The following is a 14,085-nucleotide window of genomic DNA, read 5'->3' as shown; positions in this document are numbered from 1 at the left end:
CCAATTTGACAGTTAAAGTCTGTCCTTATCTTGGATAGTTGCTCTCCAGCTATTTTCAACAGGTTATTCTTAATATTAATCAAAGAATAGTATTGTGAGGAGAAGAAACTTGGACATATTTTCCGTCGCACAAGAAGAAAATGTCAAAGTTCGGAGCTTGAAAGCCGTACGAGTTGAAGGAAACATACAAATAGAAAAAAGCATCTCTGACATTGTTCGAGATTTAAGAAAAGTAGAAGAATCAATTAATATGATATTTACGGAAGAATCTAGCGAGTTAAATAAGCATAGCCAATCAACTGGATTAGAAAATGTATTAAATGAAGATATAGAATGGAAGTTTCTTTTTCTCAAAGATATTGTTAAAAGATTAGAATATAGTAGGAGCATTAAAGCAAATAAAATCCCCGCCGCAGAGGGGAACTGGGGAATACTAAAAACAAGTGCAATTTCAAAAGGAATTTTTAATCCAAAAGAAAATAAAGAGATCATTAATCATGAACCAATTAACAACCATTACGAAGTCAGGAATGAGGATCTTTTGTTCAACAGAGCAAATAGTGAAGAGATAATAGGGGCTTCGGTTCTTGTAAGAAATACGCCACCCCACTTGATTATAAGTGACAAAATATGGCGCGTTATCTTTAAAGCTGAATATACTAACGCGTGCTACTTGTATCTAGTACTTAACACTCCGACAATTAGAGCACAACTACGCTCACATGCTCATGGTATTTTAAGCATGCGTAATATTACTCAGCATAACTTTTTAAATCTATATATCCCATTGCCATTAATTACCACACAAGAGGCATTAAAAGAAAAATTTAATAAATTTTGGGATGTTGCATTTAAGTATCAACAAGCCCTTCCTCCAAGTAATAACTTTCTTTTCCTACTTCTAGAAAATCTTTTTGAGGGTAAGATTACGATGCAATGGTGGAATGAAAATTCAAAAGGGGAAGTATAACACTCAAGGTCATACTTCCTCTTCATTTATAACTTAGCTAATTCATAAACAATTCTTCTAATTTTTTAAAAACCTGCTTGAAATAATCAGGTATACCGAGTCTTTCATCTCGGATGTATTTAACTGCAGTTTCAGCTAAAGTCCGTTTACTGAACCACTCTTTTTTCTTCTTGCTAGAGGAAACTGCCGTTCCCTGCTCAATTAAAGAGTTGACAGTTGCAACCCAACCAAAGGCTTTTGCGCTTCCTAAAAGACGATTCTGCTCTTTTTCGAACATTTCGAACGTTATAGGTAGAAAATCAAATCCATCTTTTCCTATATAAGCTTCATTGAAAGCGTGCAAAAGCACTTTTGAATTCAAAAGATCTTCAAATTCATATTCCTTAAGCCCATTCAGAGGAGGTTTCAAATTCTTAATATTAGGCATAAATATTTCTTCGACTCTATTTTCTTCCCCCTCCAACTTTTTTTTCATCTGAAGGCCTTCACTGTCATTATCAAGCATAACGACAGTTGGATTGCCTGTTTTTTGCAAAATGGATGCAATATGAGGAAGATTTCCACCGTTGCCATGACAAACAAAAACTCTATCTATATCAAACGTTATTTCTTGCCGATTTAACAATACCTCGCCAATAGCAGGTAGCATTATGGCTTCAGTCGGCCCCTCTACCAGTAAGTTTACTTCACCCATCATTAATGCATCGCTTAATCTCACATCTAAAGTATCTGTAACTTCTCGCCAATTCGTTCTGTAATCACAAAAAATTGCGGCAGTAGCACCAGCTTTTTTTAAGGTCTTGTTCTTATCATCTTTTTCCTCGGCCATAGACGTTCGACGTAAAACGACAACATTTTCTGGCTCCGCTCGATCAACCAACACAGGAGAATGAGTTGTAATGAGCATTTGATGCTTTGAACTCATCCACTTTAAGTAGTTCAAAAATGCTCGTTGAGCACCAGGATGTAAATGTACTTCTGGTTCTTCAATGGCAATTATCATTGGCTTACTACCAAATTTTTGCTTATGATATTCTTGTAAAACTGCTATAGACAACACCATAGCAGTAATAGAGATCAAAGCCGAGCCATGGCTCTCTAGTGGAAGTCTAAAGCGAGCTTGAGTTGCTTCTAGATGAGTCAACTCACGTACAATCAATAAATTCTTTTCTTCGTTACCGCGAAATTTTATGTCAAAACGTATTAAAGGAAAATCTGAAGGAAACGCTATGCTGAGTGGTGCGTAAACTTGCTCATCAAAGAACTTCACATATGCAGTCATAGCATTCGGGGTCGATGCATACTTTCTCATTAATCCATCTAGATCATACTCTTTACTCAAAGACGAAGGCATCCAATCTTTAATCAAGGTGAAAATATTATGTTCGTCCTCCCCACTCAATGCCTCCTGTAATACACCAGTACGAGGGCGCAGATAGTAAAAAGAGGGAACACTTTGCTTCTCGTCAAGCGTTATAGGCCTCCAATCAGATCCATCCAAAAAAAGTAATTCGGAAATAGCATCTGCATCTTTCATAATTTGAACGCGGCGACATATATTAAAACCAACATCTCCATAAATAGATATTTCTCTAGGATAGCGTGTCGATTTTGTCTGTTTATTTACTGTACTCCAATCGTATTTGGAAGCCGCTAAAGTAGCTCTATCTTCTAGAAGTAAATGCATTGCCCTGAGAACATTGGACTTTCCAGCGTCATTTCTTCCAATAAGAATGGTAAAACTTTGCAATGGCAGCTCAAAATCATACAAAGATCGATAATTTGGAACTCTAAAATGTTTGAGAGACAAAGCAGACTCCTTTGCATAAGAAAAACTAAAAACCTTTTATGCAAATAGTATAATGCAAAATAACACTTATCACACCATTTTATGACAAAAATACTAATGCCACTTTTATATTTTATTTCAGCACAGCACCCTGGCAGTCACCTATCTAAAAGAGTACAACTGCTCACTGTTACTTTGTCTTTATTCGGCTCTCACTCAACTCCAACACGCAACAGGGCAAGAAGCTGGTTTATGAACGTACTTCTTGCCCTGTTTTATACCTTCTACACAGTCAGTCTAATAACAAAGAACTAACCAATTTGACAATTAAAGTCTAGCCTTAGTTTGGAGCGTCGCTCTGCCTATCTGGTTTAAAATTTTCATCCCATTTATTCGCCTTTGCAGACGATATACACAACACCTGTTCTCTCTGACACCGTTTGAACCGTGAGCAATACCACAATGGTCGCACTTCCAGCCCGCCAGCTCCAACTCCTTGTACTGCCAGACTATCTCCTCCCATTGAGCTGGATACATCCAACGATTTTTCATGCACTATCGAACAGTTGGAACCATATAATAAAGAGCAGGAGGTGGAGAATGCCAAGAATACAAGCACCCAAAGGATACTACACAGCAACCGAAGTCAAACAGATCCTGAACATCAGTGATTCAATGATCAGGCGGCACGTAGAGAAAGGTCTCATCACCTATACGACGCCCCCGAATAGGAAGCAAGGCTTTTACCTCAAGAAGGACGTAGATAAACTACGCAATGACCTGGAGACTTTCCTTAACCTGGAAGACGAGATAGAAACAACCGTCTTCACAACAGCCACACAGGCAGACATACCTGCCTGTGTCGCCCTGAACAGAGAGCTGTTCACAGCGAGCGTGGATACAGACGACAACACACTCATTCAGAAATGGACCAGTTGGATACGTAAAAACCCCGAAGTTGTTCATGTGCTAAAGGCGAACAATGAAGTACTCGGTATCGCCACTATCATACCGTTCCGACCGGGTTCGACAAAGTATGAGAAAGTTATGCATAGCGATACTTCAATTCTTTTAGGTGATGTAGACATTGAAGAGGAAGACATCGAAGAATACAGAGCAGGCCACAAAGTACAGCTCTACATAGCAGAAATCGGGATCAAGCCCAGCCTGGACAAAGAGCTACGCCGCCGCTATGGAGCAAAGCTTATCTCTAGCTTTATGAATACCATTGTCGACCTTGGAACAAGAGGAGTGATCATTGACAGTATGACTTCAGTTGGAGCCACCAAGAGCGGCATCAAATTACTACAACACTTTGGCTTCAGTGAAGTCCTGTTTCCACGAACAGACACCCAAATGTTTAGCATCGACATGAAGCAATCAGGAGCCCCAATCATCCAGGCTTATAGAGAAGCACTTCACAACTTCAACCATGAACAAAACTAATCGCAAACCATAAAAAAACGTCCACCTGCATCAACCTAAGAGCAATGGACGTTTTCTATTTGTCTTCATTCTTCCGTAGTCAGATACACTCTATAATAGATGTCTGCAACTGTAATAGAAAGATCAATCACTTCCAGCGCCACTACATCATCCTTACTCGTATAGATAATATAGTTCCAGCTTGAAGCATCTACTCTATGATAATGACCAATGCGCATACGCTTCGAGTCAATTAAAAGGATATCTTGAATAGTTGGATAAAGTTGGTAAGCATCCAGTTTCTCTAGCTTATCACGACTCTGCGTACCTGGCGAAAGTACTTCTATCACAATTGTCGGTGATTCAATGGACTTTGTGCGTGACCAATCGGCTGGATCACATGTCACAGTCAAATCAGGATAATACACACGACTTTCCGACAAAGACACAGCAGCGTCAGAACCAAATGCGAGGCATTCGCGATCAAGCAAAGCAGTACTAATAATACGCGACAGATTCATAGCAATATGAGAATGCGGCAGTGTACCACCAGTCATCATGCGAACGAAACCATCAACATACTCATACTTATGATCTGGAAAGGTTTCAACAAGCTTCCAGTACTCTTCTAATGTATAAGGCTGCTCAGGATTCTGCATCTTCCACCTTCTTTTTAGTATGAGCCAGCACTCACAAAAAACAAAACTTCAATCTTATAAACCATACACGAAATAAACAGAATAATCAATAAAAGAAAGCAAACTTCATCAGATTCATGCAAGCAAAAACACTAAAAAATCCAATTAAACTACCACAAACTTTTTTTGGGTACAGCTACACTATCTGGTGGATAAGCTCAAATAACTATGCAAAAATGAGCTCAAACGAGGGATATTCCACCACTTAATGTTGCTGTATCTTTTTTTGGTAAAACCACATTATCTGGTGAAGGTTCCCCCTATTTGAGCTCAATTGTGAGTGTTTGATTGAACACTTCACCAGATAATGTGGCTCTACCCATTTTTTGAAAAATACCACAAATTATTATAAAATTAAATAAGCTCTTTTTAATGTTTTTCACTATCACATCAGGAGTCCAGCATGAATGAAATTTTAAAAGCTGTTCCATACAAAATGGAAACACCCTCTCATTCCATCAACAATAGTCATTCTTTCTGGTCATGATGGAAAAGATGCAAAACCTTATCAAGAAAAAGATGTGTGCGCATTTATTCAGCTGATTAAAGAAGCAGGTGGAGACTAGAGCCATGAAAAAGCCACAGATTCAGTACTCGATGCTTATTGAATGGTCAGAAGAGGACAAAGCGTATCTTGTAATCCTACCAGAATGGGCACCACAAGTTATAATGCCAGTAACACATGGAGATACGTATATTGAAGCCGTCAAAAATGGACAAGAAGTTCTTGAATTGCTAATAAACGACGCCGTCAAATGTGGAGAAACGCTCCCACAACCAAAAATACATGCTGCATAATGGGGGCATATCCCATTTAGGCCTCTTTTTATGGCAAAAAGTGACATCCACTTTGACATCTTCGAACATCACCACATATGGTTGCAGGCCGCCAGGAATAGACAAAAATGAGATGATAGATTGAGCTCAAAAAGTCAACAAATGGCCTGAGAATACACCTCAGAAAGACAATAATAGAGGGTTCAACTCCCCTTCATCTCCACCACAGAAGAAGGCTAGAAGTCGGGACGTCAACCCGCTTCTAGCCGCGTTTTATGCCTCTTAATATCTACGCAATTACATTATAAATGATAGTGGTAAGAGCAAAATCAAATTTCCCAACCATCCTCTCTCACAAAAGTAGTTTCAGGATTGAATAGTTATAATGAAAGAGCTTGAAACATTTATTCAGGTCTTGCCGGGCTTTTTAGATGCGCTGAACCGGTAGACGCCTCTCGCTTTTACCAGCTTCCCACTCTTCTCTCATTCTTGCAAGGACACTTGTTTCGTTGGTTACAAATCAGGGGCCTCTTTCTGGTCCTGGCTGCTCAATGTCAGATGATTTACTTTGTGGCAAACGTCGATTGCAGGTGCTTACCGTTGACGATCACAACGACACCGAGCAGGAGCAGTCCGCAGACGCCCTGTTCGATCTTCATCCACAGAGGGAAAAGGCCGGGAAGCGCGATGATGACCACAATGGCAACGAACATGATGGCTGAAACCAGCCGCAGCCGGAAGTAACCTTGCTTAGAGCCGCGAACCATCTGGGTAACGAAAAAGGTCGTGAGCAAGGCGCTGGCAGCGACAATGGTTCCACGAATCCAGACCGCCGGAATCACAATTGCAGTGTTGTTGCGCAGCAAGATAATGGCCACAAGGGTGAGGATGCTAAGGCCGAGATAGCAACCAACAAGGAGCTTGACACGGCGGAACGCTGTCTGAGTCTGTGGATGATTCAGGCGTTCTTCGGCAATGATACGGGTTGTCATAATATGATCCTTTCTTGAGCAAGAAAATGGTTCTTATGCTTTTGTCTTCGGCTCGCTCATGTGGCGAACTTGATAAGCCAAGTATAGCTAAAAGAAGCTGGCTCCCACCTGGCCCATCAGTCATGCATTGGAGGCCTATTTTCTGGCTCTTTCTGCTATGACCAGCGTCATATATCTCCCTGGAAGACCCATGACCGGAGACACTGGTGAGGAGAGCATATATGAGGTATAGTACAGAAAAACATCTCTTTCACGAGAAGCAAGGTACAAGCATGACAGGGAAGCAAGCAGATAGCGTCGATACATACCTTACCCCAGCAACGAGCTGGTTTCTTCGTTGGTCCGCCTACTGTGTTGCAGGTGTAGCCTATCTTTTTGGCCTCTTTCTAGTGCAGCGCACGCTGCTCAGCTTGCTGCTGCTGACAGGGATCTATGGTGTCTGGCTCGTGATCTATCATCTTGGAAGACTACGAGCCCATCCCGGCTGGTTTCTAGCATTGTTCTGCGTGGCTTGTCTCTCTCTCTTCATTCCCTTGCCAGGTACGAACGCCTCCTGGCTTCCGATCCTGCCAACGATAACGGCTTGCCTGATGATGGCAACCAGACCGCGTATATTCGGTCTCCTGCTGGCTGCCCTCCTCTGGCTGAGTACCAGCCTCATGCTCGGTCTCCTCACCCAGCAGTGGGATGCTGGGGGTCAGATGATCCTGCTGATCTCGTTTAGCGCCACCTGTGGATGCACCGCGACAATCATTAGACTGGCACTGGTCCAGCGGCAACTCCAGGAATATATCGCCCAGGTGGAAGAACTCTCCGTCATCCGCGAGCGCAATCGCATTGCCCGCGAGATCCATGACACTCTGGGCCACTCGCTGACCTTACTTGCGGTCCAGCTAGAAACGGCCACACAGTTTGAAGCGCGCGGTGACCCCCATCTGCGTGAGGAGATCCTGGAAGCGCGCCAGGTGGCTAAAGCCTGCCTGGCAGATGTGCGTCATTCCGTCGAGGCACTCCAGCCTGACGAAGCCTCCAGCGAGTCATTGCAGGAGCAGTTGCGCAGGCTGGCAGTGGCCTGCGAAGCCATCAACAGAGAGCCCCAGATCACGCTCGATCTGGAAAAGGTGCTCCCCCCGTTGCATCCAGATGTGAGTCTGACACTCTACCGCTGTGCGCAGGAGGCGTTGACCAATATTCGGAAACATGCGCATGCGACAAAAGTGCTGCTACGCCTCTCCAGGACCGATGAGCAGGTAGAATTGACGGTGCTGGACAACGGTCAGGGGAAGCTTCCGGATGACGAGCACAGTAAGTCTGGCTTTGGGCTGCGAGGCATGCGTGAGCGTGTTGCGCTTCGAGGTGGAACGCTGCGAGCTGGCCCAGAACCCCAGAGCGGATGGCGCGTAGAAGTGATGATTCCGCTCACACAGCAGGGACACTCGAAGCGGAACGCTATGTATGTCCGCAAAATGTGGGAGAACGTCAAGCGATGACAGAACAGATACGTGTGATGATTGTCGATGATCAGCGCCTGTTGTGCGAGGGCTTTCGGAAGCTGATTGAGTTGGAACCAGACCTGACAGTGGTTGGCACGGCTGGTGATGGCGAGGAGGCGCTGGGAATGGTCGAACGCCTCCAGACCGAGCGTATGGCCCCCGATGTGGTGCTGATGGATATATCCATGCCACGTCTGGATGGCATTGCTGCAACGAGGGCCCTCAAAGAGCGATGGCCAGAGATCCGCGTCATCATCCTGACAACGTTCGATGATCGAGCGCTGATTCAAGCTGGTCTGCAAGCGGGCGCTCTGGGCTATATCCTCAAAGACATCACCGCCGAGCAACTCGCTGCAACTATCCGCGTCGTAGCGCAGGGTCAAGTCCTCTTGCATCCAGAGGTTGCTCAAAAAGTCCTGGCCTCTTTCTCTTCTGCACCAGATTTGCCCGCTGTGGCCGCTCCAGTCTCCCCTCCGTTCGATAGCAAGCGAGAGATGGAGCAGTTAACCGAGCGAGAGCGGGAGATCCTGACCTTACTGGCGCGCGGGGCTTCTAATCGCGAGATCAGCGAGGAGCTCTACATCGCGAGTGGCACCGTCAAGAATCACCTCAGCAACATCCTGAGTAAGCTGGGGGTACGCGACCGGACGCAGGCAGCCCTCAAAGCCAGAGAGTTTGGCTTGCTATAAAAAGCACGAGGGCCAGAACAGCATCACGCTCTAACAGAACTGCGGCAAAGCTCTACTATTCAAGCACAGATTCCATAATCTCCAGATGAATCCAATGAGTAGCATAAGAACGGAAGGATACCTGCGTCTTTATGCCAAACTTGTGGATAGCATACATGAGACCTTTATTGCCTGCATCAAGCAGCTTCCTCACGTCTTTTCCAGGTGCGAAGTACTCCTTTGCTGCAGAGAGGACCAGGTGCTGGCTCGCTATGAAGAGTCGAAAATAGGCGATTTTACCCTCCTCAACAACGTCGCTATCGGGATGTTCACGCAAAGACTGGGCACGTTTCTTTTCCTTCTCACCACGCCTTACCATCGAAGCGAGTTGGCGTTCTTCCTCAAGGCTGAGCTCGAGGTACAGTGTGATGAGATCTTCCTCCAGACGTAAGGCACTCTCATTTGCGTCCTCATCAATAGGCTGCATCTGCCCCAAACGTCGTTCAACTCCTAATGATTGAAGCATCCCAAAGGTAATCCCATACTCGTTTTCTGCGCTCTGTAAAGCATGCAGAATATGCTGTGGAGAGATTGCCATTTTTTTGCTCTCTCTTGCAATCTCTCCTGCTTGCTCAAGAATGTGTCGTGCCTGGGGAGTCAGGGGGGTCCCAGATTCAGGGTCACCCTGATCTGTTCCAATAAGGAAAATCAATCCCGCTCGCACGTGTTCATATGTTGTTCCCTGCTCAATTAATGAGGCGGCGGCACTGCCTTGAGCAAGAATGCCTAGCAAAAGATGCTCAGTGCCAATATAATGGTGCTTCAAAGAGATCGCTTCCTCTTTTGCCAGATCAAGCACGCGTTGACTTTGTTCAGTATAAGTAAGAACTTTTTCATCCATGTGTGAAAGCTTCCTTTCCTCTGTTTCAATGAGAGCTGCCTGACGTAAGGCACGCAGTTGCACGACCCGCACATGCCCTGCACGTAAGCCGAGTTCTTGCCCAACCTCTTCTGTAGTGTAGCCCTGTAAGTACCGTAAGCGAAGGACCTCGCGCTCACGCGCCGGCAAGAATGAAAGCAAGCGCTGCACTTGTTTCTGTGCTTGTTCATTCTCCAACGACGCAAAAGGAAGAGCGGCATCGCTTTCGATCATCTCTAAAGGAAGAGAGGGGCGTTTGCGTTGTTCTTGCCAGTAATCCGCAAGCGTGGTGCGAGCGGTGGCGTAAAGCCAACTACGAACTTGCCGTACGCCTCGATTTACCAATAACCAGCGAAATGCCTTGAGAAAGACGGTACTGGTCAGATCATCAGCAACATCAGATTGTCTCACCTTATTGAAGAGAAAGGAATGAATCTCGGTATAGTGCTCGCGAAAAATGGTTTCTATGAGAACACGTCTCTGTTCATCCTGTTCTGAGAATGATCGTCCCATTGCTACTTTGCCATCCCTCCCTATGAGAACTATTATTCATTACATAACAGAGAACGGTCTCGCGTTACAAATGCTTTTTCCCCGCTTTCACTGACGCCCTCCATCTGCTTTCCCTGCTTCTAAGCAACCCGTTATTAAACATATTTTTCTACTTATGATCTTTTACTTATGATCCTTATTAAGGGAACTATCAATACCCGTTCTTTTTGCAATACGGTCTGCCTCTATCTTTAAAAACTTCAGCATCGCTTGTATCTGAACAGGTGAGAGTGATGTAATGGCGTTAACCGCTGGCTCCAACCATTGCTTTTCTCTCGATCCCGGCATCTCGTAACGTTTTCTAAACTCAAGATAGGTGCTTGTCCTAAACACTTCACCTTCACGCTCAATGATTGATTCAGCTAATGCTATACGATCGTATTGGTACAGGTCGATATATTGTACATTTCTATCCAATCTATGTACTCTCAGAAAGGTGCCTAGCTCAGGATAAAGACCATCAAGTTGCGTATAAACAGCATCCAACAAAAAGATTCTTTCAAGCGCTAAAACCTTCCCAAATGCGTAGAGCGTGGTAACTTCAAAATATTCATCAGACATAACGCGCCCACCAGCACTAAATGCGACATTATTCAGACGATAATAGAACATCTCTATTGCATCTTGAAGTTGAAAAAGATAGCGTTGCAAGATAATTTCACGTTTAGCGAGCTTCTCTTTTCTTTGTGTCAGCCAATAATCAGCGAACACTGCGCCAACTGATCCAATAACTGAACCAATTAAAGCTGCAATAATTGTTGTTACGAAATCAGGCATAGTTTCTTCCTATGGATGTCATAAAAGCAAATTTACATAAATCTATACTTTTAGTATACACTATTGTACGCTAAAAGGAGATCTCACTAGTCTGAGCTTACTTCCTCTGGTTCTTGAGGGACATGTTCAGGAAAAAATTCGAGGAGGCGTTGATCCAGGTTATGTATGATCTCCTTGTTCTCTCTTTACATATTCCTATAGAGGGATGACGGGATCCGTGAAGAACGAATATCAGGCTGAGAAAAGGTGTCAGAACAACTGCGAATACCAGGCCAGGATCGAAACAACCTTCATGATACTGGGCAAGAACGGCAAGATGTGCAAAGAATAGTTGATGGTGCCCCCACAAGGCATGGTTGCTTATCGTGAAAGGTGCCAGCGGATATACTGCCAGACAGCCAGAATAGCACAGAAGCCAAGAACGATTAAGAGGATCAGGCTGGCCAGACCCTGCACTGCCGTAGCTTTATGGATGACCATCCCGCTATCCGCTCCAAAGAAGCCAGCCAGCATAAAGGCTCCGAATGGCGTCAGGATGGTGTTGCTCAAGGTGGGAATGCCTTTTCCAGGCTCAAGTGCATTCCCCCAGAACCAGTAGCAGACAAACAGCAACTGATAGAGCGGAACCCAGACGACAAAGGGTACTGCAATGGAAAAACCAGCAACAAAGAGTGCACCAGGCACCACAACCGCTAGAAACATAGCCAGGGCAACTGGCCATTGCGTCAATGCCTGTGCAAATCCCTCTATTGGTGCCCAGTGATACGTGATAAATGCCATACCTCCCAGATAGACCAGGAAGAACGGAATTAATGTAGCCAGTATACTGCCCAGGTATTTCCCCACTAAGCGTCCCCCCAGTGAGCCCTCTACTGTATACAGAAGCTCATCGACGCGAGTGCTCTTATCGCGCCGCAGTCGATCAGCCAGGAGCACACCTACAGCGATTGGCAGCAAGAGATTTACCACTACGGTCCAGTCGGCAAAGCTATCGGTTGCGGACCGGTTGCCCTGCCAGTGCGACCAGTTTCCCTGACCAGCCAGCGCATACACGAAGATCGCAAAAAAGAAAAAGGTGACCCACATGACACGGCGGCGAATCTGCATCGCGAACTCGAACTGCAATGCGCCCACAAAAGTTGATGCGAGAGTATCCACGATCTCTTTCCTTCTATTAATGCTCTGTTTAACACAAAAAATGCTTCTTTATATCAGACATATGGCGAATATAGCCACCTTGATCGGTTAAAAAACAGATTTTGCACTGGCACCGTTTGGGGCATGCATTAACCAGACATAGCCATCCTCCAGGTTCGGTTGTACCGCTTCAATCCTGAGCTTGGAGTCGCGCCGCAGATCAGACACATCCCCAACCACGCGATACTGCATGGTTCCACCCAGGTTCAATGTTGACACGACAGTAAAGTCCCCCTGTGGCTTCACACCCTGGGTCGTAATCAGCCATACACGATTAATGGTCTCCTTTAGCATCTCAGCAATTGATCCCTGGAAAATGGTCTGACCACTTTTAATTACTGCCAGGTTCTGGCAGGTCTGGGCAATATCTTCCACAATATGGGTCGAAAGCAGCACGGTGCGATTACCACCAGCAAGATCAGAGAGCAGGTTACGAAAACGGATGCGCTCCTCAGGATCCAGTCCAGCTGTTGGCTCATCGACGATAAGTAGCTGCGGATCATTGAGTAAAGCCTGAGCAATGCCAACGCGGCGCTTCATACCGCCAGAGAAGGTCTTGATTTTACGTCTGGCGACATCAGCCAGGGCAACCATTTCCAGTAGTTCTGTGACGCGCTTATGGCGTTGAGTGCGCTGATTCAGCCCTTTAAGGATACCGATATAATCGAGGAACTCATAGGCGCTGAGATCTGGGTACATACCCAGATCCTGTGGCAGGTAGCCCAGGATCTTCTTCACCTCATTACGTCCACGCTCGGTGGTCGCATCAAAGGGGCCGATCTGTAGCGTGCCGTTCGTAGGACGTAAAATACCAGCCATGATACGCATCGTCGTCGTTTTTCCAGCTCCATTAGGCCCGAGCAGACCAAACATGCCGTCTGGGATCGTTAAACTGATATCATTTAGAGCATGCACGTTGCCTCGGTAGACCTTATTCATATGGTCGATAATGATCTTCATCTTGTTCTCCTTCACAATCATTTATGCAGTACGCTGCATGTCAGCGCCTGAAATTGAGAATATTCCTACCACCAGTTCTTCGTGTTTAGCGCAACTTTGGCTGCCAGCGCGCATACACGATAAGTATGCACATCACAACGACAGGACAAACGAGCAGCACAACAAGGCTTGCATGCCCTTCAACTACACTCGCCTGATTGACTGCAAATGCTGGAACACCAAACAATCCTGCGCTGATATAACTGCCAATGGGGGTCAGTATGGTCCCACTTAAGGTGGGAATAGGGAAAGGCGTATGTGGATATGGCGGGAAAATGTTGCCCCAGAACCAGTATCCAACGAACAGAAATTGATACACTGGGAGAGGAATGCAAACAGGAATGGCCATGGAGAATGCACCAACAAACAAGACTTCTGGTACGACCAGGGCGACGAACATCTCTAAGGCCAGGCCAGGCACCTGCACCTGGCGTGCATGCAGCAAAATCAGCGCAATGCCCAGACTATAAAACAGGAAAATTGGCACCAGCGTAGCCAGACAACATCCCAGGTATTTTCCAAACAGGCGTGCTCCATACGCTGGTACAACTGTCTCAAACAGTTCAGTCACCTTGATACGTTGATCCCGAATGAAGCGGTCCGCGAGAAAAAAACTAAACACAATCGGGAAAAAGGTATTCAACAACATGAGCCAATGACTTATTACTACCGTTAATGGAGTCTCCAATGAGAATGTCAGCAGATCATGCATGGTTAGAGTGAGTACTAATGAGCAGAGCAAAAAGGTTAACCATAAAGCTGGCCGACGCACTTGCATGCGAAACTCATACAGGAACGTTCCTAGAAAAACTGAGAACCCATTCATACC

Annotated in this window: 13 protein-coding genes; 5 read left to right on the top strand and 8 right to left on the bottom strand. The window is 45.3% G+C overall.

Annotated elements, in window-relative coordinates; genetic code table 11:
- Positions 1–109: 109 nt before the first annotated feature.
- Positions 110–970, top strand: coding sequence for a restriction endonuclease subunit S domain-containing protein (locus EL628_RS08330; RefSeq protein ID WP_126579492.1), 861 nt, complete (start codon positions 110–112; stop codon positions 968–970).
- Between the two features lie 37 nt (positions 971–1,007).
- On the opposite strand, the gene EL628_RS08325 is transcribed toward EL628_RS08330, so the two are convergent.
- The gene (locus tag EL628_RS08325; RefSeq protein ID WP_126579491.1) at positions 1,008–2,780 is read right to left on the bottom strand and encodes an ATP-dependent nuclease; all 1,773 of its coding nucleotides are present in this window, start codon (positions 2,778–2,780) and stop codon (positions 1,008–1,010) included.
- 441 nt (positions 2,781–3,221) lie between these two features.
- On the opposite strand from EL628_RS08325, the gene EL628_RS08320 reads away from it, so the two are divergent.
- Positions 3,222–4,205, top strand: a complete 984-nt coding sequence (locus tag EL628_RS08320) for a MerR family transcriptional regulator (RefSeq protein ID WP_126579490.1) — start codon at positions 3,222–3,224, stop codon at positions 4,203–4,205.
- Positions 4,206–4,270: 65 nt separating this feature from the next.
- Here EL628_RS08320 and EL628_RS08315 read toward each other — a convergent pair whose 3' ends face one another.
- Complete coding sequence (locus tag EL628_RS08315; protein ID WP_126579489.1) at positions 4,271–4,843, bottom strand: Uma2 family endonuclease; 573 nt, start codon at positions 4,841–4,843, stop codon at positions 4,271–4,273.
- 609 nt (positions 4,844–5,452) lie between these two features.
- Between EL628_RS08315 and EL628_RS08310 the strand changes: the two genes are divergently transcribed.
- Complete coding sequence (locus tag EL628_RS08310; RefSeq protein WP_218028890.1) at positions 5,453–5,680, top strand: type II toxin-antitoxin system HicB family antitoxin; 228 nt, start codon at positions 5,453–5,455, stop codon at positions 5,678–5,680.
- 542 nt (positions 5,681–6,222) lie between these two features.
- Here the strand turns inward: EL628_RS08310 and EL628_RS08305 are convergent.
- A complete protein-coding gene (locus EL628_RS08305; RefSeq protein ID WP_126579488.1) occupies positions 6,223–6,651 on the bottom strand; it encodes a hypothetical protein in 429 nt (142 codons plus the stop codon).
- Positions 6,652–6,872: 221 nt separating this feature from the next.
- Here EL628_RS08305 and EL628_RS08300 point away from each other — a divergent pair, with 221 nt between their 5' ends.
- Both EL628_RS08300 and EL628_RS08295 read left to right on the top strand, forming a co-directional pair.
- Positions 6,873–8,141 (top strand): sensor histidine kinase, encoded by a 1,269-nt coding sequence (locus EL628_RS08300; RefSeq protein WP_126579487.1) that lies wholly within the window; start codon positions 6,873–6,875, stop codon positions 8,139–8,141.
- Positions 8,138–8,833 carry a response regulator gene (locus tag EL628_RS08295; RefSeq protein ID WP_126579486.1) on the top strand — a complete coding sequence of 232 codons (696 nt, stop codon included), beginning with the start codon at positions 8,138–8,140 and terminating at the stop codon, positions 8,831–8,833. The genes EL628_RS08300 and EL628_RS08295 overlap by 4 nt, the downstream gene beginning before the upstream one ends.
- 55 nt (positions 8,834–8,888) lie before the next feature.
- Here EL628_RS08295 and EL628_RS08290 read toward each other — a convergent pair whose 3' ends face one another.
- The 5 genes from EL628_RS08290 to EL628_RS08270 form a co-directional block, all read right to left on the bottom strand.
- Positions 8,889–10,244 carry an RNA polymerase sigma factor gene (locus EL628_RS08290; protein WP_126579485.1) on the bottom strand — a complete coding sequence of 452 codons (1,356 nt, stop codon included), beginning with the start codon at positions 10,242–10,244 and terminating at the stop codon, positions 8,889–8,891.
- A gap of 162 nt (positions 10,245–10,406) precedes the next feature.
- On the bottom strand, positions 10,407–11,060 hold the full coding sequence (locus EL628_RS08285) for a hypothetical protein (RefSeq protein ID WP_126579484.1): 654 nt from the start codon (positions 11,058–11,060) through the stop codon (positions 10,407–10,409).
- A gap of 360 nt (positions 11,061–11,420) precedes the next feature.
- Entirely contained in the window at positions 11,421–12,218 is a 798-nt protein-coding gene (locus tag EL628_RS08280; protein WP_126579483.1) for an ABC transporter permease, read from the bottom strand.
- A gap of 87 nt (positions 12,219–12,305) precedes the next feature.
- On the bottom strand, positions 12,306–13,217 hold the full coding sequence (locus EL628_RS08275; protein ID WP_126579482.1) for an ABC transporter ATP-binding protein: 912 nt from the start codon (positions 13,215–13,217) through the stop codon (positions 12,306–12,308).
- Positions 13,218–13,302: 85 nt separating this feature from the next.
- Complete coding sequence (locus tag EL628_RS08270) at positions 13,303–14,082, bottom strand: hypothetical protein (protein WP_126579481.1); 780 nt, start codon at positions 14,080–14,082, stop codon at positions 13,303–13,305.
- Between the last annotated feature and the right edge of the window lie 3 nt (positions 14,083–14,085).

This window comes from Tengunoibacter tsumagoiensis (genome assembly GCF_003967535.1).
In the GTDB taxonomy this organism is placed as follows: domain Bacteria; phylum Chloroflexota; class Ktedonobacteria; order Ktedonobacterales; family Ktedonobacteraceae; genus Tengunoibacter; species Tengunoibacter tsumagoiensis.
Note: the sequence above shows the minus strand (reverse complement) of the source record. Positions and strands in the feature narration are given on the sequence as shown.

Excerpts from the sequence above, each read along its gene's own strand:
- EL628_RS08310 (WP_218028890.1), top strand. The coding sequence starts at position 5,453 with ATGAAAAAGCCACAGATTCAGTACTCGATGCTTATTGAATGGTCAGAA.
- EL628_RS08320 (WP_126579490.1), top strand. The coding sequence starts at position 3,222 with ATGGTCGCACTTCCAGCCCGCCAGCTCCAACTCCTTGTACTGCCAGAC.
- EL628_RS08300 (WP_126579487.1), top strand. The coding sequence starts at position 6,873 with ATGAGGTATAGTACAGAAAAACATCTCTTTCACGAGAAGCAAGGTACA.
- EL628_RS08275 (WP_126579482.1), bottom strand. The coding sequence starts at position 13,217 with ATGAAGATCATTATCGACCATATGAATAAGGTCTACCGAGGCAACGTG.
- EL628_RS08295 (WP_126579486.1), top strand. The coding sequence starts at position 8,138 with ATGACAGAACAGATACGTGTGATGATTGTCGATGATCAGCGCCTGTTG.
- EL628_RS08315 (WP_126579489.1), bottom strand. The coding sequence starts at position 4,843 with ATGCAGAATCCTGAGCAGCCTTATACATTAGAAGAGTACTGGAAGCTT.
- EL628_RS08270 (WP_126579481.1), bottom strand. The coding sequence starts at position 14,082 with ATGAATGGGTTCTCAGTTTTTCTAGGAACGTTCCTGTATGAGTTTCGC.
- EL628_RS08305 (WP_126579488.1), bottom strand. The coding sequence starts at position 6,651 with ATGACAACCCGTATCATTGCCGAAGAACGCCTGAATCATCCACAGACT.
- EL628_RS08285 (WP_126579484.1), bottom strand. The coding sequence starts at position 11,060 with ATGCCTGATTTCGTAACAACAATTATTGCAGCTTTAATTGGTTCAGTT.
- EL628_RS08290 (WP_126579485.1), bottom strand. The coding sequence starts at position 10,244 with ATGGGACGATCATTCTCAGAACAGGATGAACAGAGACGTGTTCTCATA.